The 21,075-nt window shown below is 46.3% G+C and carries 19 protein-coding genes and 1 pseudogene; 6 read left to right on the top strand and 14 right to left on the bottom strand.

Annotated features, from left to right (window positions below; translation table 11 throughout):
- Positions 1-19 precede the first annotated feature (19 nt).
- From H5T41_08895 to H5T41_08870, 6 genes are all read right to left on the bottom strand, one after another.
- On the bottom strand, positions 20-1,579 hold the full coding sequence (locus tag H5T41_08895) for a PAS domain S-box protein (protein MBC7108881.1): 1,560 nt from the start codon (positions 1,577-1,579) through the stop codon (positions 20-22).
- Between the two features lie 496 nt (positions 1,580-2,075).
- Complete coding sequence (phoU, locus tag H5T41_08890; protein ID MBC7108880.1) at positions 2,076-2,738, bottom strand: phosphate signaling complex protein PhoU; 663 nt, start codon at positions 2,736-2,738, stop codon at positions 2,076-2,078.
- 1 nt (position 2,739) lies between these two features.
- Positions 2,740-3,522, bottom strand: coding sequence for a phosphate ABC transporter ATP-binding protein (gene pstB / locus H5T41_08885; protein ID MBC7108879.1), 783 nt, complete (start codon positions 3,520-3,522; stop codon positions 2,740-2,742).
- Entirely contained in the window at positions 3,498-4,349 is an 852-nt protein-coding gene (gene pstA, locus H5T41_08880; protein MBC7108878.1) for a phosphate ABC transporter permease PstA, read from the bottom strand. Before pstA ends, pstB begins: the two co-directional genes overlap by 25 nt.
- Positions 4,346-5,224 (bottom strand): phosphate ABC transporter permease subunit PstC, encoded by an 879-nt coding sequence (gene pstC / locus H5T41_08875; GenBank protein MBC7108877.1) that lies wholly within the window; start codon positions 5,222-5,224, stop codon positions 4,346-4,348. The genes pstA and pstC overlap by 4 nt, the downstream gene beginning before the upstream one ends.
- A gap of 140 nt (positions 5,225-5,364) precedes the next feature.
- Positions 5,365-6,345, bottom strand: coding sequence for a PstS family phosphate ABC transporter substrate-binding protein (locus H5T41_08870; protein ID MBC7108876.1), 981 nt, complete (start codon positions 6,343-6,345; stop codon positions 5,365-5,367).
- Positions 6,346-6,556: 211 nt separating this feature from the next.
- On the opposite strand from H5T41_08870, the gene H5T41_08865 reads away from it, so the two are divergent.
- A complete protein-coding gene (locus tag H5T41_08865; protein MBC7108875.1) occupies positions 6,557-7,567 on the top strand; it encodes a phosphate uptake regulator PhoU in 1,011 nt (336 codons plus the stop codon).
- Between the two features lie 32 nt (positions 7,568-7,599).
- Here H5T41_08865 and H5T41_08860 read toward each other — a convergent pair.
- A pseudogene (locus H5T41_08860) lies at positions 7,600-8,004 on the bottom strand (Lrp/AsnC ligand binding domain-containing protein).
- A 165-nt stretch (positions 8,005-8,169) separates the two neighbouring features.
- Here H5T41_08860 and H5T41_08855 point away from each other — a divergent pair.
- A complete protein-coding gene (locus H5T41_08855; GenBank protein MBC7108874.1) occupies positions 8,170-8,349 on the top strand; it encodes a rubrerythrin family protein in 180 nt (59 codons plus the stop codon).
- A 401-nt stretch (positions 8,350-8,750) separates the two neighbouring features.
- Here H5T41_08855 and H5T41_08850 read toward each other — a convergent pair whose 3' ends face one another.
- Genes H5T41_08850 through nifV form a run of 4 tightly spaced genes read right to left on the bottom strand, consistent with a single transcriptional unit; the run spans position 8,751 to position 12,697 of the window.
- The gene (locus tag H5T41_08850) at positions 8,751-9,764 is read right to left on the bottom strand and encodes an isocitrate/isopropylmalate dehydrogenase family protein (GenBank protein ID MBC7108873.1); all 1,014 of its coding nucleotides are present in this window, start codon (positions 9,762-9,764) and stop codon (positions 8,751-8,753) included.
- On the bottom strand, positions 9,751-10,263 hold the full coding sequence (locus tag H5T41_08845) for a 3-isopropylmalate dehydratase small subunit (GenBank protein ID MBC7108872.1): 513 nt from the start codon (positions 10,261-10,263) through the stop codon (positions 9,751-9,753). The genes H5T41_08850 and H5T41_08845 overlap by 14 nt, the downstream gene beginning before the upstream one ends.
- Positions 10,260-11,516, bottom strand: coding sequence for a 3-isopropylmalate dehydratase large subunit (locus tag H5T41_08840; protein ID MBC7108871.1), 1,257 nt, complete (start codon positions 11,514-11,516; stop codon positions 10,260-10,262). Before H5T41_08840 ends, H5T41_08845 begins: the two co-directional genes overlap by 4 nt.
- 8 nt (positions 11,517-11,524) lie before the next feature.
- Positions 11,525-12,697 (bottom strand): homocitrate synthase, encoded by a 1,173-nt coding sequence (nifV, locus tag H5T41_08835; GenBank protein MBC7108870.1) that lies wholly within the window; start codon positions 12,695-12,697, stop codon positions 11,525-11,527.
- A 16-nt stretch (positions 12,698-12,713) separates the two neighbouring features.
- On the opposite strand from nifV, the gene H5T41_08830 reads away from it, so the two are divergent.
- Positions 12,714-12,983, top strand: coding sequence for a hypothetical protein (locus tag H5T41_08830; GenBank protein ID MBC7108869.1), 270 nt, complete (start codon positions 12,714-12,716; stop codon positions 12,981-12,983).
- A gap of 68 nt (positions 12,984-13,051) precedes the next feature.
- Here the strand turns inward: H5T41_08830 and H5T41_08825 are convergent, their stop codons facing one another.
- Entirely contained in the window at positions 13,052-14,089 is a 1,038-nt protein-coding gene (locus tag H5T41_08825; GenBank protein MBC7108868.1) for an mRNA surveillance protein pelota, read from the bottom strand.
- A gap of 319 nt (positions 14,090-14,408) precedes the next feature.
- Here H5T41_08825 and carA point away from each other — a divergent pair, with 319 nt between their 5' ends.
- A complete protein-coding gene (gene carA, locus H5T41_08820; GenBank protein MBC7108867.1) occupies positions 14,409-15,488 on the top strand; it encodes a glutamine-hydrolyzing carbamoyl-phosphate synthase small subunit in 1,080 nt (359 codons plus the stop codon).
- Entirely contained in the window at positions 15,485-18,724 is a 3,240-nt protein-coding gene (gene carB, locus H5T41_08815) for a carbamoyl-phosphate synthase large subunit (GenBank protein MBC7108866.1), read from the top strand. The genes carA and carB overlap by 4 nt, the downstream gene beginning before the upstream one ends.
- On the opposite strand, the gene H5T41_08810 is transcribed toward carB, so the two are convergent.
- Both H5T41_08810 and H5T41_08805 read right to left on the bottom strand, forming a co-directional pair.
- Positions 18,660-19,436, bottom strand: coding sequence for a DMT family transporter (locus H5T41_08810; protein ID MBC7108865.1), 777 nt, complete (start codon positions 19,434-19,436; stop codon positions 18,660-18,662). The two genes, carB and H5T41_08810, sit on opposite strands and share 65 nt — an antisense overlap.
- A gap of 141 nt (positions 19,437-19,577) precedes the next feature.
- Positions 19,578-20,078, bottom strand: a complete 501-nt coding sequence (locus H5T41_08805) for an ACT domain-containing protein (GenBank protein MBC7108864.1) — start codon at positions 20,076-20,078, stop codon at positions 19,578-19,580.
- Positions 20,079-20,356: 278 nt separating this feature from the next.
- Here H5T41_08805 and H5T41_08800 point away from each other — a divergent pair, with 278 nt between their 5' ends.
- Positions 20,357-20,884 carry a hypothetical protein gene (locus H5T41_08800; protein MBC7108863.1) on the top strand — a complete coding sequence of 176 codons (528 nt, stop codon included), beginning with the start codon at positions 20,357-20,359 and terminating at the stop codon, positions 20,882-20,884.
- Positions 20,885-21,075 lie beyond the last annotated feature (191 nt).

Genomic DNA, 21,075 nt, shown 5'->3' with positions numbered 1-21,075 from the left:
TTCTTTTTTGTGTTAGTTTTTAAGAATTTTTGTTTCTTTGTTTTTTCAGTACCGATTTCACCCCCCCCCCCCCAACCTCTTCTGTAATATCGTGAGCTGTGCAAACAAGCATCCTCACATTGCCTTTCTCGTCTAAGACCGGTACCTTGGTTATCGCGAGTTTTTTCTTTCCCCTTTTCGTGCTGATCCATTCAATGCTTCTATAAATTCGCTTTTCCTTAAATGCAATGTTGTTGCCTTGAATACAGATTTCTGCCGTTTCAGATGGTAAAACATCACGTATTTTCTTTCCTTTTAAATCCTCTTTCGTCATTCCTAAGAACTCTGCACGCGCCTTATTGACGGGTCCATAAGTTTCTGGATCGGTTGCACACCAAATCTGTGTATCAATGCTGTCAAGTAGTGTTTCCAGCTCTCTCGTTTTTTCTTTCAACTCTTCTTCCATCAATTTTCGATCAGTGATATCAATAACATTGCCCAGGATTGCAGGCCTCCCATCGAAATTGAATATTGAGGGAATAAGTTCAACCCATCTCTCCTCGCCATTCTTCTTGAGTGCAATGAACTCGACCCGCATGGGCATCCCTTGTAACTCGCCTCTAAGAGCCCTCTCCGTGAGTGTCTTCAGCAATTGCCTATGACTAGAATGGATCAGTTCTAAATAATCGATACTCATCAATTCTTGCTCGGAATAACCTGAAAGTTCGATCATTCTTCGATTTATGAATTTGAATCTACCATCCTGGAAGATATAAATACCACACGGAGAAGATTCAGTTACGGCCCTATACTTTTTTTCGCTTTCTTGGAGGGCATACATCATTTTTCTTAGCTCCGTCACGTCTCTGGCAGTGAAGATAAATTCGGTTTTGCCTTTTGGATCGATGCTTCCCTTACCAGTGACTTCAAATACCTTCCATCCGTCAATCTTCTGACGGAGCCTCAAATCAAATCGGTCGATGACACCTGGATTTGTCGATAATCGTTCTATTGATCTTTCAAAGATTCGGACGTCATCTGTATGCAACAGTTGTGACAAATTCATCCCTATCAATTCTTCAGGATCATATTCAAGTATCCTCTTAACAGATGGGCTGATATAATTGATTACATCCATCGGGCTCATGATAATGAAAATATCAAATGATTCTTCGATCAGTGATCTAAACCTTCTGGCATTATATTCTAGAGCTTCCTCCATATCGCGTTTGATTGCCGCTTGGCGGATTAGATGGACAAGCTCTGCAAATTGTGATTTCAGATCTCCCCCCTTCTTGACATAGAAGTCCGCTCCTTTATTGAGGGCATCGATTACAACTTCCTCCCTTCCTTTTCCTGTGAAGAGTATGAATGGGATTCGGCTATTCCTTCTTCTGATAATTTCGAGGAATTTAATGCCATCGATGTCGGGCATCTGATAATCACACACAATTACATCGAATCTACTGCGATCGAGTTCTTCAAGTGCCTCCCGCGGTGATTCACAGACAGACACTTCGATATCCGCCTCCCTTTCAAGATAGACCTTCCCGATTTCTAGAAGTGCTGACTCATCGTCGACAAGCAGGACCTTCAACATGACATACCCCGTGCATCATCAAACGATAAATGTAAACGAAAGATGGAGAATTAATGAATTTCTGTAAGATTCTCATCCCTGATAACATGAGGGCGTGAAAATCGTAAAAGCGACACTCAAGATCGAAGTCACTATGTATTGAGAGCTTATTCAATCTTCCCAGTTAACATAGCTAAGGACTCTTTTGATGATTTGAGCGATCTAAGAAAATGTAACCATCATCCTTTCGTCTATTTTTGCAAGTGCACCTTAATGTCACGATGGTGAATGACAATTAGACCAGAACGAAGTCGACTATGAAAAGGTTTTGATTAATACACATCACACCCCAAGGCGTCATCCGATAATGAGATCACACACGTCGAAACGCTTCCAAACTCATGGTAATGGACGGCCGATGTTTGTTCAATGTCTTTTCATGTCGAATCATCTTACCCTACAACCTGTTTGCGCAAAGATGCCTGATGCCCTCATCCGATCTCATCGTAATTTCCTCTTAGATCTGTTTTACCCGGTCAACACGCTCACCGGTTATCATGTAAACGACCCGTTCCCCAATGTTACACGCATGATCCGCAATTCTCTCGAGATACCTTGCGATCAGAATAAAGCGCATGCCCATCGGCACTTTCTTTGGGTCTTCCATCATGTATGTGAGAACCTCTCTGAAAATACTTTCATAAAGCGCATCAACTTCATCATCTCGCGCAAAGAGGTTGAGTGCCTTTTCAACATCTCTTTTGATGAAGCTCTCAACAGCGTCATCGACCATTCTGATCACTAAAGAGGCCATGTGGGGAATGCTGACGAGTCGTTTGAAGTACTTCTGCCCTTCAAGAAAATCGATCACTTCTGCAATATCTCTGGCATACCTGCCAATCCTGTTGAGGTCTGTGATCATTTTGAGAGAGGTAGATACGATTCTCAAATCGCCTGCAACAGGAGAATGAAGAGCGATGAGGTCAATACAATGTTTTTCAATTTTCAAATCCCACTGATAAATCGCATCATCGAGCTTTCTTACTTCATCCTTGAGAGCGAACTCCTCGTTGACGATCGCCCTAATTGCCTTATCTATCGCTTCTCTTGCCAATTTCCCCATCTCAGCGACTTCCTCATTGAGCTTCGCAAGCTCATCACTCAAAACAATCCTTGTCAACTCAACCAAACCTCCCTGTGATATATTGCTCAGTCAACTTTTTTTCAGGCTTCTCGAAAATCCTCCTCGTTTCGCCAATTTCAATGAGCTCTCCCATGTAAAAAAAGGCAGTCGTGTCCGCAACCCTCGCCGCCTGCTGCATGTTATGTGTCACGATTACCACCGTGTAATCCCTTTTCAGATCGACCAATAGATCCTCAATCTTCGCGGTTGCGATGGGATCTAGGGCAGAACAGGGCTCATCGAAAAGAATGATCTCAGGTTTGACGGCTAATGCCCTTGCGATGCAGAGTCGTTGTTGCTGCCCTCCTGACAGATCGTACGCAGGCGCATCAAGCCGATCCTTCACTTCGTCCCACAGCGCCGCTCTTTTGAGACTCCATTCAACAAGCGCATCCAGATCAGTCTTCTTTTTCACGCCGTGAATGCGCGGTGCGAACGCGATATTCTCGTAGATCGACTTCGGAAAAGGATTAGGTTTCTGGAAAACCATCCCAACCTTCTTTCTCACCTCGACGACATCCGCCTTCATCTGGTAAATATCGAAACCATCAATCCAGACATGACCCTTCACGATGCACCCAGGGATGAGATCGTTCATCCTGTTGAGACTTCTTATGAATGTTGTTTTGCCGCATCCCGAAGGGCCAATGATTGCGGTTATTTCATTCCTCTTAATCTTCATCGAGATATTCTTGATCACGTGGTGATCGCCAAAAAAGACATTTAAATTCTCAACAACGATTTCCAGTGCCAAGATTACCACCTGTACTTTTGCCTGTATTTTTTCCTCAGCAATATAGCAATGAGATTCATTCCGATGACCAGCATGAGAAGGATGAGCGCCGTGCCATACTGGATCGGTCTCGTCGCTATGAGATCAGAGGACTGCGTTGCCATCGTATAGAGGTGAAAGGGTAATGCCATGAACTGTGAGAAAATCGAATCGGGAAGACTTCTCATGAAATACGCTGCTCCGGTCATGAGAATCGGAGCAGTCTCCCCAGCAGCGCGGGAAAGCGAAAGTATAATGCCCGTCAGAATACCAGGCATTGCATACGGAAGCACATGATGTCTGATCGTCTGCCATTTTGTAGCGCCCAGGGCAAGTGACGCTTCCCTAACAGATTCTGGGACTGCAAGAATCGCCTCTCTTGCAGCTGAGATGACAATGGGAAGCACGAGTAGGCCGACAGTGAGACCAGCAGCGATGAGACTGAACCCAAAATCCAGGGCCATAACGAAAAGCCCGAGACCAAGCAGACCATAGACGATCGAAGGCACACCCGCAAGATTATGAACGACGATCCTCCAGATTTTCTTGACTGTCGAATTCTTTTCATACTCAACAACATAGATTGCAGAAAGCACTCCAACTGGAACAGAGAACGCGAGAACGATCGCACAGAGATAAAATGTTCCGACGATGGCGGGAAAGATTCCTCCTTCACTCATTCCCTGCTCTGGGAACTGTGTAATGAAATCGATGCTGATACTTCCAATCCCGCCCATGATGATGTATAATAACAGGATGACGAGAGCGAGGACAACAAGCGCGCCACAGACCCTGAAAAAGAGGAAATAGATTCTTTCTTTCGTCCGTCTGTTCAATGATAGACCTCCGTGAATTTTGCAAGGATCAGGTCTGCAATGAAATTGATCGCGAATGTAATGACAAAGAGGACGGCACCCACTGCGAAGAGCGCGTGATAATGCAGACTGTTGAAGCTGACCTCCCCCATTTCAATCGCGATTGCCGCAGTCATCGTCTCGACGGATGAGAGCATATTCCAGGTGATAATTGGTGTGTTGCCGCATGCCATAAGAACGGTCATCGTCTCTCCGACCGCCCTTCCAATCGAGAGCATGATCGCCGCTGTGATGCCAGAAAGTGATGCTGGAATAACAACACCCTTCAAGGTCTCCCACCTTGTTGCACCTAGCGCATAGGCAGCTTCTTTTAATTCCTTGGGCACCGAATTCATCGCGTCCTCGGCAAGACTCACCATGATCGGTATCATCATCACCGCAAGCATGATTGCGCCGTTGAGCGCGTTAAGACGATAGGTATTGTGAAAGATTGCAGAGATCCAGTCCGAGAGAATAACAAGCGCGAAGAATCCGTATACCACTGATGGAATTCCTGCCAGTATTTCTATAGCAGGTTTCAGAAAAGCTCTGATTTTCGGATGCGCTATCTCAGCGAGATAAATCGTGCAACCGATGCCGATAGGGATCGCAATGACGGACGCTCCAAGACTAACAAGAAATGTGCCGCAGAGAAGTGGCAAGATCCCATAAGCGGGATTCGTCGGCGATGTGGGATTCCACACTGGCCCTGTGATAAATTCGATGATACCAATTTCGCCAAATGCCGGAAGCGCCTCAGAGAAGATAAAGAAAAAGACGGCACCGAGGGTGAATACTGTTGTGAGTGTGACAGCAAAAAGAATCGCCTTGATCGCGTATTCCTTTTTACTGTAGATTTCCGTGCGATGCTTTGAATCGCGCCGCGGCTTCAATCCTCTTATGAAGCTTCGGATTCTCAACAGGGCCTTCATCGCCATTCAACTTTCACCCATCGTACCAAGTTTCCGATGTTTGAGGAAATCCGATCGTTCCTCGTTCAACCGAGCTTAGACAGTTCCTCCGCAACTACCTCGGCAGGTAAGGCATAGAAACCGATTTCTTCAGCGATTGGCTGGCCGTCCGTGAGAATCCATGAAATATATTCTTTCACCGGGCCAATCGGTGCACCATTTGTGTATAGATACAGATATCGTGCCAGAATATAGTCTCCGGAAAGAACCGCGCTTTTATCGAGCGGAGAATATCCCTGCGATGATTCATCATTCTTGAGTTCGAGCACCTTGATTCCTGAGGCTTTTTCAGCGTAACCGATTCCTACATACCCTATTCCACCTAGGTCGCTCGACACTGCACTAACTATCGCCGAATTCCCTGTCAATTGCTGCATATCTGTTCTGTAGTCCTCATTCTTCAGCACATGTTCCTGAAAGAACACATAGGTTCCAGAAGTGCTCTGCCTTCCATACGTAACAATCACTCGATCAGGTCCACCGAGCTGTTTCCAGTTCGTGTATGTGCCGTTGAATATCCCGCGCAACTGATCCAGCGTCAATTCCGTTATTGGATTTGACTGGTGCACAATGATGGCGATACCATCGATGGCGACCCGGAATTCAACGGGTGTCACTCCAGCTGCAATTGCCTGATCGATTTCGCTCTGCTTAATTTGCCTGGATGCTTGTGCCACGTCGATGTTTTTCGATATCAACGCTGTAATACCTGTACCGCTCCCTCCTCCTGAAACGATGACTGAAATGCTCTCGTGGTCTTTGTGGAAGCGTTCCGCCCACACCTGACACAGTTCAAGCATCGTGTCCGATCCTTTCTGTTTGATCGTCACGGGTTTCTCGCCGCCGTTCATGACAAGGGCGGCAACCAATCCCACAACGATAACGACCAGAATTATTCCGATTCCAATCAATCCCCTCTTAATCATCCAAATCACTCCCTTGTGCTTTATCGTGTACGGCGTATCCCAGATTGCAAAAGATCTCTCGAGAAAGTTTGTTCGATCCATGCTTCAAATTACAAGATTCTTGTTCTACACTGCAACCGCAACACGATTCCACGGAATCTCAGATTATGGCGGGCTCTTATGTATTTTTCAGAATTAGAATATATTTGGACGAAAAGAATATATAGATATATATTCTGAATAGAGAAACCTATGCAATACTTACATAGGTAAGGCGAATCATTTCACTTTGGATATCATATCGGCGAGGTTGATGAGAATGAATGTGAGAAAAATTCAGAAGACTGGTGTCTCCACAATGACGATCTCACTTCCCAAAATTTGGATTTCCGAGCATCGTCTCAAACCAGGCGATCCTGTGATCGTTCGCATCATGAATGATGGTACACTGCACATCAGTCCGAGCACTGAAAGGGAGGAAGAATCAACAAAGAAGATCATCCAAATTGATAGTGAAGCGAAAGAACATCTCACTAGAAAGCTCGTTGCGGCGTATCTCGCGGGGTACGATATCATTGAAGTGAGAGCTAAGGATCGATTTGATCTCGATCTCAAGAGAACGGTGAAGGATTTTTCAAAGATGGTCATTGGTCCCGAGGTCATCGAAGAAACGAGTAATTCAGTATTATTGCATGATCTATCCGATCCCATGGAGTTACCCCAGCAGAAATGCGTGAGACGCATGCATCTCATCGCGAAGTCGATGCACATCGATGCAATGAGATCTCTTGAAGAAAGTGATGCCGATCTTGCGAGAGACGTTATTGATCGGGATACGGAGATCGACAGACTGTATTGGATGGTCATCAAGCAGTACAATCTCATCCTTAAAGATCGCTACCTCGCGGAGAAAATGAATATCAACGTCTATGACGGTATGGACTATGCGGTCTCTGCACGGGGGATCGAAAGAATAGGCGATCACGCAGAGAAAATCGCGAGGAACACTCTACTTCTGGCCGATTCCGATATTGAAATGAAAGAATACTTAGAAATCGGAAACGCTAGCAATGCTGCGATCGAGATTTTTGATAGGGCGGTCGAGGCACTCTTTTTAAAGAACATAAGGACAGCGAATGAAGTCATCGATCGCGGAAATGTACTCGTTGAAACCTGCGAAAGGATGCGGGCTCGTATCGATTCGTCGATTCCGATTGAACTCATCGCTAAAACGACAGTCATCGATAGCATCACAAGAACAATCATGTACTCGATGGACATCGCTGAAATCGCAATCAACGGTGCTATGAGGAGTCCAGACTAAAAAACGCGGAAGATCCTTTTGATCCTCATTTCTTAATCCTTCATTTTTTCTAGGATAATCGATGGGCATATCTTTCTGACAGCATCGATCGTCCCGATCTTCTCGGTTATGAGTTTAGCGAGTTCCTTTCAGTCCCTCGTCCATATTTCAACCATAATCATGTGATCGCCAGTGGACGTAGCGACATATCTCGCTTCTTTGATTTCGCAGAGCTTCTGCGCAACCTCGAGCAATTTCGAAGGATCAACGTCAATGCTGATGATTGAGACTGTATTGTAGCCGATCTTTGAAGGATCAATAACAATAGTGAATTTTTTGATGATTCCTTTCTTCTGCAGATTCACAACTCTTTTTATGATTGTCGATTCATTTAGCTTCAGATTCCGTGCAATTTCCGTCAATGGAAGACTTACATCCTCTTCCAAGAATTCAATGATTCTTTGTCTAAATTATGGCGCTCGGACTGATACGTGGATCGGTAGACAATCTCCAGATGGGATCGGCGGCGCGTATTATGAAGTCGAGGAAATGTAACCCGCGTTCACTGCAGTAGCGAAACGCCAGGAAGAGAGAGCTGCTCAGAGAACGAACGTGTGGCTCTCGTGGCCGAGAAAATACATACAGGCATGTATCAGAATACAAAGCAGGCGGTCGAAAACGGGAAGGACGTCAGGCTAGACGATGTATACATATGCGATGCCCGTGGCTATACGATTGATGGAGAGGCGCCAGACCGGTGTTCGATCCGTGACGCTACAAGGGAAAGATTCGGGAAGTTCTAGACCGAATAGTGAAAATCTATCTTAGATGATTACGGGACTCTCGTTTATTGATTAATCTCGTTAATGAAAAGAATAGTGGAAAAGCGTACGCAATTTGATTTAAAAATACGACCGAATTCAATAGTTAATAAACCCGTCCGGATCAATACAACATTCATACGGAAGAATATGAGTTTGGATAGGTATCCTATTGACATCCATTGGTTAGTGATGAAAAGGATCTCTAAAGCCAACTGAAGACCTGCTGAAATTTCTAGATTCCCGATAGATAATCTCAATATCATCTTTAAAAAAAATTAACAGCGCAACTGAAAGGAAATTTCGCTGAAGAGAAAGAATTGGATATTATTAGAGAGAACATGAAAAGGAAAGATCCTTTAAAGACGAAATAATGCCAAAAATTATCCCAAAGCGGCGATCACCGCTTCCGTAAATTGCTCGGTTGTTGCACTTCCACCCATGTCAGGTGTCAACACCTTCCCTTCTCCAAGCACCTTATAAATTGCATTCCTAATCTTATCAGCCTCACTTTTCATGCCGATATAATCGAGCATCCACGCAGCAGACAGGATGATGCCAGTAGGGTTCGCGATACCCTTTCCAGCAAGATCGGGTGCGCTTCCATGAGCTGCTTCAAACATGCCGATGTTCTCGCCGAAATTAGCCCCCGGCATGAGCGCGAGTCCGCCGATGAGACCGCCACACAGCTCTGAGAGTATATCTCCATAGAGATTTTGCGTCACGATCACGTCGAACTGTGAGGGATTTGTGACGAGCTGGAATGCGGCATTATCAACGAGCATGTCTCTGAATTTAATGCTTGGATAGCCGGACGCGATCTCGCCAACGCATCTTAAGAAAAGACCATCACCCTTCTTCAAAATATTTGCCTTGTGAACCGCTACCACTTCTTTTCTGTCGTTCGCAAGGGCATATTCGAAAGCAAACTTCGCGATGCGTTTACTTGCCTCGGCAGAAGTGATCTTAACACTCTCTACCGCACCATAACTCGATTCTCTCTCCACGCCAGAGTAGAGACCTTCCGTATTCTCTCTCACGATGACAATATCGACATTGCTGTGGAGTGCCTTGACGCCTGGAATCGATTTGACAAGCCTCACGTTCGCAAAGAGGTTGAGGCGCTGTCGGATTGTTACATTCACGCTCTTGAAGCCAGATCCAATTGGAGTTGTGACTGGCCCCTTGAGAACAACGCCCGTCTCGATTGCCCATTCAAAGAATCTCGGCGGTATCGGTCTCCCGATCTCCTGCATGACCTTCGCACCGGCCTCAACCTTTTCCCATTGGATCTTCGCGCCGCTTGCCTCGACAACCTTCACTGCGGCATCTGTAATTTCGGGGCCGATGCCATCACCTGGAACAAGTACAACTTTTCTCATCTTATCCCTCTTCATTGATTTTGAATCCGCCATGCTTCCTGAAATGCTCGACGAGCCCGCCATCTTCAAGGATCCTGACCATCACGGCGGGAAGAGGCTTCGCCTTGATGATCGTTCCCTTTGCAACGATCCTGATCAACCCCTTCCTAAGATCCACCTGGAGCTCGTCGCCATCCTCGATACTCGAGGTGTCACATTCCAATACTGGCAAACCAACATTAATGCAGTTTCGATAGAAAACCCTTGCGAAAGATTCGGCAATGACAGCTCCGATACCCGCGGCTTGCAAAACGAGCGGCGCTTGTTCTCTGCTTGACCCGCATCCGAAATTCCGCCCTGCGACGATAAAATCGCCGTGTTCGATTTCATCATAAAATCCAGGTCTCAGATCCTCCATCACATGCTTAGCCATTTCGTTTATGTCTAAAGTCTTAAACTTGTACTTCCCCGAAATGATATAATCGGTGTTAATGTTGTCTCCAAATCGATGGGCTCTTCCCCTCAGCAGATTCATTGAAACACCTCTCTAGGATCAGAAATCACGCCGTTGATCGCCGAATAGGCAGCCGTTGCAGGACTCGCCAGATAGATGAACGCCTTCGAATTGCCCATGCGTCCCTTGAAATTGCGGTTTGCTGTCGAAAGAACGTTTTCGCCGTCAGCTGGTATACCACCACCAGTGCCGACACACGGGCCGCAACCAGGCGTAAGGATGACCCCTCCAGCCTTCACGATCTTTGCAAGAATTCCCTCTTCCAACGCCTTCAAATAAATCTCTCTTGAGGCTGGTGCGACGATCAACCTTGTTCGGTTCGCCACCTTCTTGCCATCGAGAATTCTAGCTGCGATGCGCAGGTCTTCGAGCCGTCCATTTGTACATGTTCCGATGAAAACCTCATTGATCTCGACGCCAAGAACATCATCAACTGGCACAACCTGATCGACCTGATGCGGCTTCGCAACCTGCGGTGGAAGTTTAGAAAGATCCTCTTTAATCACTTTTTCATACACTGCGTCATCCGTCGCTTCGACTCCTTTGATCATCTTAGATGTCCGACCCCTGAGATAATCAACGACCTTTCCATCGCATCGCATCAGTCCGACCTTCGCACCTGTCTCAACAGCCATATTAGCTATTGTCATTCGCGCTTCGACGGACAAAGCGTCGATGACCTCTCCATAGATTTCCAGCGCCTTGTATGTCGCACCATCAGCGGTCAACGATCCGACCATATATAACGCGACGTCTTTCGAAAAAACACCTGGCTGCAGAATGCCGTTGTAGATGAGTTTAATCGTTGAGGGCACCTTCAACCACGTTTTCCCACTGATGAGTGCTGCAGCAACATCCGTTGAACCCATCCCTGTTGCAAAGGCGTTAAGTGCACCATAAGTACAAGTGTGGGAATCGGCACCGATGACAATGCTGCCTGGCAGAGCATGGCCCTTTTCTGGCATCAACTGATGGCATACACCCTCGCCCACATCATAGAGAATTGTGCCGTGTTGCGAAGCGAAGCGCCTCATTTCTTTGTGTATATTCGATACACCTTCGACCGGTGATGGCGCATTATGATCGATGACGATCGCGTATCGATCTGGCGCATAGACGGATTTCCCACCCATTTTCTCGAATGCCTGTATTGTCAACGCAGTGGTTCCATCCTGGCTCATAATAAAATCAACTGGCACCACGACGATGTCGCCAGCTTCAACCTGTGCACCAATATGATTTGATATGATATTCTCCGAAATCGTTCCCATCATCTTCACCTTTATGTCTTTTCGAACATGCCAGCCTTGTAATCCTGATAAATATAAACAAGCTCGTTTTCAGAAAGGCTCCGCTTCAGGCTGATCGATGTCGCCCTCACAAGTTCTAGGAGGTCGGTTGCCGTCTTCTCATCGATCTCAATGCCCTTAGACTTAAGAACCTGAATAATCGTGTGCCGCCCCGAATGCTTGCCGATGATGATCTTCCTAGTCATTCCGACTTCTTCGGGGGAGTAGGGCTCATAATTGCTGAGATACTTCATCACACCATCGGTGTGAATTCCCGCTTCATGCGCGAAGCAGTTCGAACCAACGATGGGTTTCCAATCAGGTATTGTTCTACCAGCTGCTCGCGCCACGTACTCTGCGATCTCGCGGAATCGCTGTGTCTCGATGCCCGTATCGATCTTCAGCAAATGCTTCGCCGCCATAACGATTTCTTCAAGTGGAGCGTTTCCAGTCCTTTCCCCGATACCAAGAACCGTTGTACTTACGAAGGTTGCACCAGCCTGAACGCCAGCGATGGCATTAGCCGTCGCCATACCGAAGTCGTTATGTGTGTGCATCTCGATTTCCAGATCGACTTCTTTGATAAGTGAGGCAATCGCATCGAAAGTCCCGCGGGGCTCCAGAATCCCCAGCGTATCGCAATAACGGAGCCTGTCCGCGCCAGCATCCTCGGCTGCTTTGGCAAATTGAATGAGAAACTCCTTATCCGCACGGGAAGCGTCTTCAGCATTTGCCGAGATATAGAGACCATGAGATTTCGCATACTCGATTGATTCAACTAATCGCTCGATAACCCACTCCCTAGTTTTTCTCAGTTTGTGTTCAATATGAATATCGGAAGAGGACATGGAGATCGCAACCGCATCAACATCGCAATCGATGCTGTGCGAAATGTCTTCGATGTTTGCCCGATTCCAACCCAAAACAGACGCATTGAGGCCAAGTTGCGCGATTTTCTTGACGCACTTTTTCTCATCACCACCCATTGCTGGAATTCCGGCTTCGATTTGCTGGACACCGATCTCGTCAAGCAGCTTTGCAATTCTAATTTTCTCGATATTCGCAAAGACGATGCCTGCAGCCTGTTCTCCATCCCTCAGGGTGGTGTCACAGATATTGATCGGACTCTTGCTCAATTTGGCAATGACCAATTGCTTATCCTTCATCATCTCACATGCCTCTTTGATTTCGATTCTTGTAATTTGCAGTCAGGGAGCAAATGGCAGGGTCATCGAACAACATATAGATAGTTCTTTCCGCACTATTGTTCAAATATTTACCCAATTTGATAGTTATTCGACATATATTCAAGCAAATAGTCCATTTATGGACAAGATCCCTCCAGCGCAACTTGAATGCCCAGAAATCAGGGCAATTGCACTACAACAGGGACTGTCATTCGTTTCTATGCTAATAGAAAAATCATATAATAATGTTGCCCTGAATGATTGAAACGATTTAAAATTAACATCTTGATATGGGGTTGTTTATGGAAATAAAGAATCATTCAATTCTAAATATCATTCAATTTTAAATCGCAGAAGGGCCGCGATTCCGCCGAGTCCCTTGAGTTTCTTACCTGCCTCATGATGCTCGCTGACGATCACGACAGTGCCCCGTGCCTCCTCGACTTTCTTGATGATGTCCTCCATATAATTTTCCCTCAACAATGAATCGACGATCAGAAGGATCCGAACAGCACCAGAGGTGACAGCGTTTTCGACGTTGCGAGGACCATACGCCACAGGGCCATTTCTTGCGATTTCCGTCAGAACTTCCTCAACGAGTTTCGTTTCCGCTGCCACTCTTGAATCTTTCAAAACGTCAGCGCCTATGCCTTTCTTCATGATCTCATGAATTCCCGCCATTCCAGCTTGACCAGTATGGAAAATAAAGGATTTCGTGAAAATCTCAGGTGCACGTCGCTTTCCCTCAGCAAGAAGCGCTTCCTTCGCGAAACCAGGACCGAGTATGATAACTGGCATCTCTCCAGTATGAACCTGTTTAAGCTTGTCGATCACATCACCATAAAAATCCTCTTTCTCGCTTTGCTCATACATCTTTCCGGCAGATTGACGCGTTATTCTGGCAATCTCCTTGATACCGAACTGAGTGAGCATTGCGACGAGTGCTTCATCGTATTCGATCGATACAAAAATCAAACGCGGGCGTCGCGTATCTTCGACGGCCCTCTGCAATCTTTCAAGCGCTGATCGAGGCCAATTATCCTTCGTGATCGTAACAACTTCGCCTTCTTGTAAATTGAATGTATGATGGGAACCGAGGTCTTGAGGACCTTCCACGATCGTACCAAGAATTCTCAACCTCGAATCGCTTTCATGGAATTCGAGTTTCTCGACAGCAATGGTAAGCGTCATTCTTTTTTTCTCTCCCCGTTCAGACCTCAGCTTATCGGTCTTGATCTCCTCCCGCCTGAAAGTTGAGCCAGTAATCCGATCGCCTGGACGGATAATATTATAAAGATGCCAGAGATCATCAATGGAGTCGATCTGAACCTTGATCTTTCCGCTTTTTCTGTCCTGATGAAGAATCTTCATAGTCGGAACAAGATATCGAAATTCATAATCATATCTTGTTCTTCCGCACTCCTATCTTTTAGTCATTGGGTTCGCAGTTTCCGCATGAAACCACGAAGTGCTGATGGAATTTGAGGAGATGACATTTGGTGTGCCTGAGTTCAATTACCTGAATACCACTAAATAAGGAAGCAAGGAGAATACCAAGAGCCCGAATTCCTAATAACAATGTCAGTTCCCATGTCTTTTAAGCATGTCCAAGCCTAGACAATTCCATTGAATATTGTCCGATCGTCGGGGATAAAGGTTAAGTACCGCACATCTATACCTTCACCCTCTGATGGATTCGTGTCGCCTCATCCTCGAAGATGGAAGTGTTGTCGAGGGTGTTGGCTTTGGTTTTAAGAAGACGGTTTTTGGCGAAGTCGTTTTCAACACCGGGATGACCGGTTATCAGGAGAGCCTTACCGATCCGTCTTATAAAGGGCAAATCCTGATCATGTCCTTTCCCTTGATCGGGAATTATGGCGTCAATGCGCATGATTTCGAATCGGAAAGGGTACAAGTTAGTGGTTTCATTGTTAGGGAGATTTGTAAGGAGCCGTCTCCGATGTACGGCGGAAAGACGCTCGACGAGTTTCTCAAGGAGTTCGAAGTGCCAGGCATATACGGTCTTGATACGAGAGCTCTGATCATCAAGATCAGGGAGCATGGAACGCTCCGTGGTGCAATCTCGTACGAGGAAGACGTGGAATCTGTTTTAGAGAAGGTCAGAAGAATGCCATTTCCAGCAGCGTACAATCTCGTTGGAGAAGCGAGTGTGAAAAGGATCATCAGGCATGAAAAAAAGAATGCAAAAACGATCGCGCTCTTCGACTGCGGATGCAAAGGCGGGATTTTAAGAGAGCTGAAGAAAAGATTTACCGTCATTCAAATCCCGTACGATACACCTGTAGAATTCTTCAGAAACAATGATATTGATGGTGTCGTCATTTCAAACGGTCCGGGCGATCCTGCACATCCCGCACTCAGAGAGACAATCATTAAAACGATCCAGAAAATCAAGGAAGATTATCCAATTATGGGGATATGTCTCGGCAATCAAATTCTTGCGCTCGCCTTTGGCGGACGAACTTACAAAATGAAATTCGGTCATAGAGGTGCGAATCAGCCTGTCAAATTCAGGAACAAGGTTTTCATCACATCACAAAATCACGGGTACGCGGTGGACAAAGACAGTTTGGTCAACGAAGGATTCCAGGCAGACCAGATTAATGTCAACGATGGTACTGTCGAAGGAATGAGGCACAGGGAGCTCCCAATATTCTCCGTCCAGTATCATCCCGAGGCGTCGCCAGGACCAATGGACACTTCGTTCCTCTTCGACGAGTTTGCCTCGATGTTGGAGGAGATGCGATGACCGAGAGAAAACCGAAGAAACTGATGGTCATCGGCTCCGGCCCAATTGTTATCGGTCAGGCTGCAGAATTTGATTTTTCTGGCTCGCAGGCCTGCAGATCTCTCAGGGAGGAGGGGTTCGAAACCGTTCTCGTGAATTCAAATCCAGCAACGATACAGACAGATTTTGAAATCGCGGATCGAGTGTACATTGAACCGCTTAATGCTGAGACGATCGCAATGATCGCTGAGAAAGAGAAGGTCGATGGTATCCTTTCGGGCATGGGAGGGCAAACAGCACTCAACATCTGTTCGGAGCTCGCAGAAAATGGAACACTTGATCGACTTGGCATCAAACTTCTTGGCACCCAGCCCTTAGCAATCGCTCTCTCTGAAGATCGAGAACTTTTTAGGGACACAATGAAGAGAATCGGTGAGCCGATTCCAAAAAGTATCGCGGTGCGGAACATTGATGATGCAAAGAAAGCTGCCAGTGAATTAGGGTATCCCGTGCTCGTGAGACCGGCTTACACTCTCGGCGGTACGGGCAGCGGAATTGCTAGGAACGAGGAGGAACTTGAATCGATTGCGGGCAAGGGGCTCATCTATTCACGCATTCATCAGGTTCTGATCGAAGAGAATGTCCTCGGATGGAAGGAATATGAATATGAGGTTATGAGAGATCGCAACGACAATTGCATTATCGTCTGCAGCATGGAAAATCTCGATCCAATGGGCATCCATACGGGGGAAAGCATCGTCGTCGCGCCCGCTCTCACGCTCAGAGATATTGATCATCAGAGACTCAGGAGCGCGGCAATTAAGATCATAAGGGCCCTAGGAATCGAAGGGGGATGCAATATCCAATTCGCATTCAACCCTGATACCAAAGAATACAGGGTCATCGAAGTCAACCCCAGGGTTTCGAGATCCTCAGCACTCGCATCGAAAGCAACGGGATACCCGATCGCAAGGGTCGCCGCAAAAATTGCCGTCGGTAAAACGCTCGATGAGATCAAAAACAGAATCACTGGAAAGACCTATGCAGCATTTGAACCTGCAATCGACTATGTCGTTCTCAAGATCCCAAGGTGGCCTTTTGATAAATTCAGGACGGTCGATCGAAGGATAGGTACTCAAATGAAGAGCACGGGAGAAGTCATGGCGATCGGTCGGACGGTTGAAGAAGCAATCATGAAAGCCGTTAGATCCCTCGAGATCGACAAGATGGACCTTGAGCCGGAAACTTGGAGTGATACAGAGCTGGAAGAAGAACTCGCATATCCGACTGATAAGAGATTGTTCGCGATTGCCGAGGCAATCAGGAGAGGCATGAACCTCGAAAGAATCGCCGACCTGACGAAATGGGATATATTTTTCATCAAAAAAATCAAGAACATCATCGATATGGAGGAGGAAATCAGAAACGCCAAAGAAATCAACAAGGACCTCCTGCTCAGGGCAAAGAGAATGGGGTTCCCCGATGAAAGTATCGCGCAACTCTTAAAAACATCGCCCGAGGAAATCAGGAAGCTGAGAATCTCTCTGGGTATCGTGCCAACGTACAAGATGGTTGATACTTGCGCGGCCGAATTCGAAGCTGCGACGCCGTATTTCTATTCAACCTATGAAACACATTGTGAAGCGAAGAAGTCGACAAACAAAAAAGTCGTTATTGTCGGCGGCGGGCCAATCCGAATTGGACAGGGAATCGAATTCGACTATTGTTGCGTCCATGGCGTTATGGCACTCCAAGAGGAAGGTATCGATGCCGTGATCATCAACAATAACCCAGAAACGGTCAGCACAGACTATGATATTTCCAATAGATTGTATTTCGAGCCGTTAACGCTTGAGGATGTTCTCAACGTCATCGAGAAGGAAGATGCAGATGGCGTTATTCTGCAATTTGGGGGTCAAACAGCTGTCAACCTCGCTGTGCCTCTTCAGAAGGCTCTTGAAGGTCGCAAAACGAGAATTTTGGGAACAAGTCCAGAAATGATGGACGTTGCGGAAGATCGCAAGCTTTTCTCGGCACTCATGGATCGCTTGGGAATCAAACAACCAGCATCTGGAACAGGATACTCATTCGCGGAGGTTAAGGATATCGCCGCGAAAATAGGTTATCCAGTGCTTGTTAGACCGAGCTATGTGCTTGGCGGCAGAGCGATGGAAATTGTTTATAACGAAAGAGAACTCGAAACTTATGTCACTTCAGCTGTCAAGGTCTCAAAAAAGCATCCGATTCTTGTTGATAAGTATCTTTCAAATGCGATCGAGATTGACGTGGATGTCGTCTCCGACGGCGAAGACGTTTTTATTGGGGGCATCCTAGAACACATCGAGGAAGCGGGTGTGCATTCGGGCGATGCGACGATGGTCATCCCGCCACAAACTTTGTCGAAGCAAATCATCGATGAAATCATCAGCATTACTGAGAAAGTCGCGCGCGCACTCCAGATTAAGGGTTTGATGAACCTTCAGTTGGCGGTCAAGGACAACGAAGTTTATATGCTTGAAGCCAACCCCCGCGCCAGTAGGACTGTACCTTTCGTATCAAAGGCGATTGGTATTCCACTCGCGAAGATTGCGACGAAAGTCATGCTCGGCAAGACGCTGAGAGAACTGGGATTGGTCGGCGTTGCCTCGTTCGGCCACGTCGCAGTTAAAGCGTCAGTCTTTCCATTTCTGAAATTACCGGGCGTTGACAGCATCCTCGGACCTGAAATGAAAAGCACAGGGGAGGTCATGGGGATCGGCGAGAGCTTCGAGGAAGCTTGCTACAAGGCATTCATCGCCGCTGGCTACAAGCTTCCCTTGAACGGCAGCGTGTATATTACCGTCAGCGATAAGGATAAGGAGGCTGTGCTTCCGATCGCAAGAGAACTATGGCAAATGGGCTTCACAATTTATGCAACTAAAGGAACCTCGACATTCCTCAGGAATCATGGAATACAGACAACAACGGTCTACAGAATCAGCGAGAACATTGCGCCCGACGCTCTTGGCCTCATGAGAAAAGGGGAAATCGATCTCATCATCAACACGCCGACTGAGAGCTCAGGGGCGAGAAGAGATGGCTACATGATGAGACGCCTTGCCGTTGAACTCGAAATTCCTTTCATCACTACAATTCAGGCGGCAAGAGCGACGGTCGGCGCGATAAAATGGGCAAGAAAAGGAAAAATCGATGTCAACGAACTAAGGAGTTATCACTCGCCTTCAACACCAATCTCGATTTCCACGCAGCAATCATGATTCCGATTACGACGAGGGAGCCACCAAAGATCGCAACCACCGATGGGGTTTCCCCAAGGAATAAAGCTGCAAAGAGAGTCGCACCGATAGGCTCTCCGAGAAATGAGATGCTGATGAAAGTCGCCGGCAGATATTTTAGAGAATAGTTGAAAAGAGTGTGTCCAAAAATCGTAGAGACAATTGCAAGACTCAAGAAAATTGTGAGTTCATGTACAGGATAAGGCCAGAGTGGTGCGTTAGTGATCAAACATGCCATGAATAAAAAAATCGAAGAAAAAGAATATACAATAAAGACATACGCAATGAGACCCATTTTCTGCCTTATCACCCTTCCAGAAATGATGTAGATCGCTGCAGCAACCGCACCTAGCAACGCGAGGAAGTTTCCCATGTTCTCGCCGATTCCCCTATTCCCTGAGTATATGAGGGTAACACCAGCAAAACCTACTAATGCACCAATAATCCAGTGGTGTATGGGTTCACGAAACAGTATACTAGAAAGGATGCAAACGATGAGTGGGTGAGATGTCACAAGGATAACAGCATTTGCGACCGTTGTCATTTTTACTGCAGAAATAAAGAAGAAAAAATGAAGGGCGAGCGTAAGTCCTACGATCGAGAGAGAGATGAATTCTCTGCTGGAGATCCCTTTTAATTCCGTTTTTGATATATTCAGTGCAAATGGGAGCAGAATGAGTGAGGTCAATCCCATACGATAAGCAGCAATTACGATAGGAGGAGCATCGCTCCATCGGACAAAAATAGAGGAGAAGGAAATGCCGATGATGGCAATGAATGCGCAGATATAGGGATTCAGGCGGATTTCTCGATCGATTGTAATCGAACAATCCCCCTAATGGATCAGGATACTGCGAACCCCACGGCAGGCTTTGATTGCGGGGATAAGTTCTGGAGGTACGGGACTTTCCGTAATAACATAGAGACGCGGCTCTTCCGAGAGTTCAGGGTCATCGACGATTGCTTGTCTAATACTGATACCTGCGCTTGCAATAACTCCCGCAACGTCCGCAAGTATGCCTGGCATTTGGGCGTCGACAGGGATGATTTCAATCGCGCTCCAGCCCATGACAGGGGCAACATCTTTCAAAAGGGCAGTAGGGCGCAATTGAGAGTATACATTGAGGAGCTCATCGTGAGACATGATCGTTTCAACTGCTGCTCTGACGATCCTCCTATCAACGCCTGCCGCTCTAGCGACAGCGATATCCGCAACTTCTACATCACCACAGAAAATTGTGTGATTAGCGACGCGCAGCCCATACTGAAGAAGGAGCTTGGCGACCTTTGCCTGCGACGGATATCGTCCGAAATATTTTGCCAATGAACGCCACATTTAGTTAATACAATGTGGTTCCAATAGAAAACGCTTTCCAATTTAATGATTAATGATGAACAGTTAAGTGCTCTGTTGACCTCATAAGGTATCTGAATTGGGGGGTATGGTGCATCTGATCGCCATACGAGTAACTGACAATCGGCGTACGCCAATAAGGGTTGAGATTTTCTTTTCTACCAAGCGAACAAATTAGAATCATTTTTAACTACAATCCAATAAAAATTAAATAATCAGTATTTCGATCGCCATCAAGGATGATATCTTGAATTTCAAAGATGATGAAAAAATACAAGGAAATGCCAAAAAAGCCGTTAAAAGCTACAAAAATCGCGGGAGGCGTGATTGTCGCGGTTTGCGTGATCGCGCTCATTTTCATTTTCGCGGATATCTACGGCATAAACTTCTGGAATTTAAGCCCCGCTCGAGATCTTGAAGGCACCTGGGAAAGTACCTTTGATTGTATCTATTATGAGCTTGACCCATTTTTCGAAGGCACAAGAGAAGTCAAAGTCTGGGGAGAGTTTAGCATGCAACTGCACCAAGACGGGAATTCTGTTAGCGGTATGATGGATATCGTGCCAGCATCGTATGAGTATCTCACAGAGTACCATATTCCTCCAGTAAACCATCATTTCCATTTCACAGGATCCGTTGAGGGTGGCAACTTAACTATCACCTCTGACGATACCGCGCCTTGGGCTATTACGATTAGATTCGCGTTCACGAGCGACATTATGACCGGTACAATCTCAGGAAATATGATCGACTCAGATCCAAACGCAATCGTTCTTACAAAACAGTGAAACAATAACGAAGAGTCTGCTGACATCAAGAATTGCAGAACAGTTTGCCAAAGCAGTTCATATGAAAGTAGAGCGAGAGTCGCAAGCCGTCGAGCTCGACCAATTTTTAGATTTATATTTGCTCCATTTATCAACGTGTAATTCCATTATATGACGACTGGTTTGGCGACCTTCAAACCACAACTCGACGC

The organism is Methanomassiliicoccales archaeon (assembly GCA_014361295.1).
Lineage (GTDB): Archaea > Thermoplasmatota > Thermoplasmata > Methanomassiliicoccales > JACIVX01 > JACIVX01.
The sequence above is the reverse complement of the archived record's forward strand: the minus strand, read 5'-3'. Positions and strand labels throughout refer to the sequence as shown.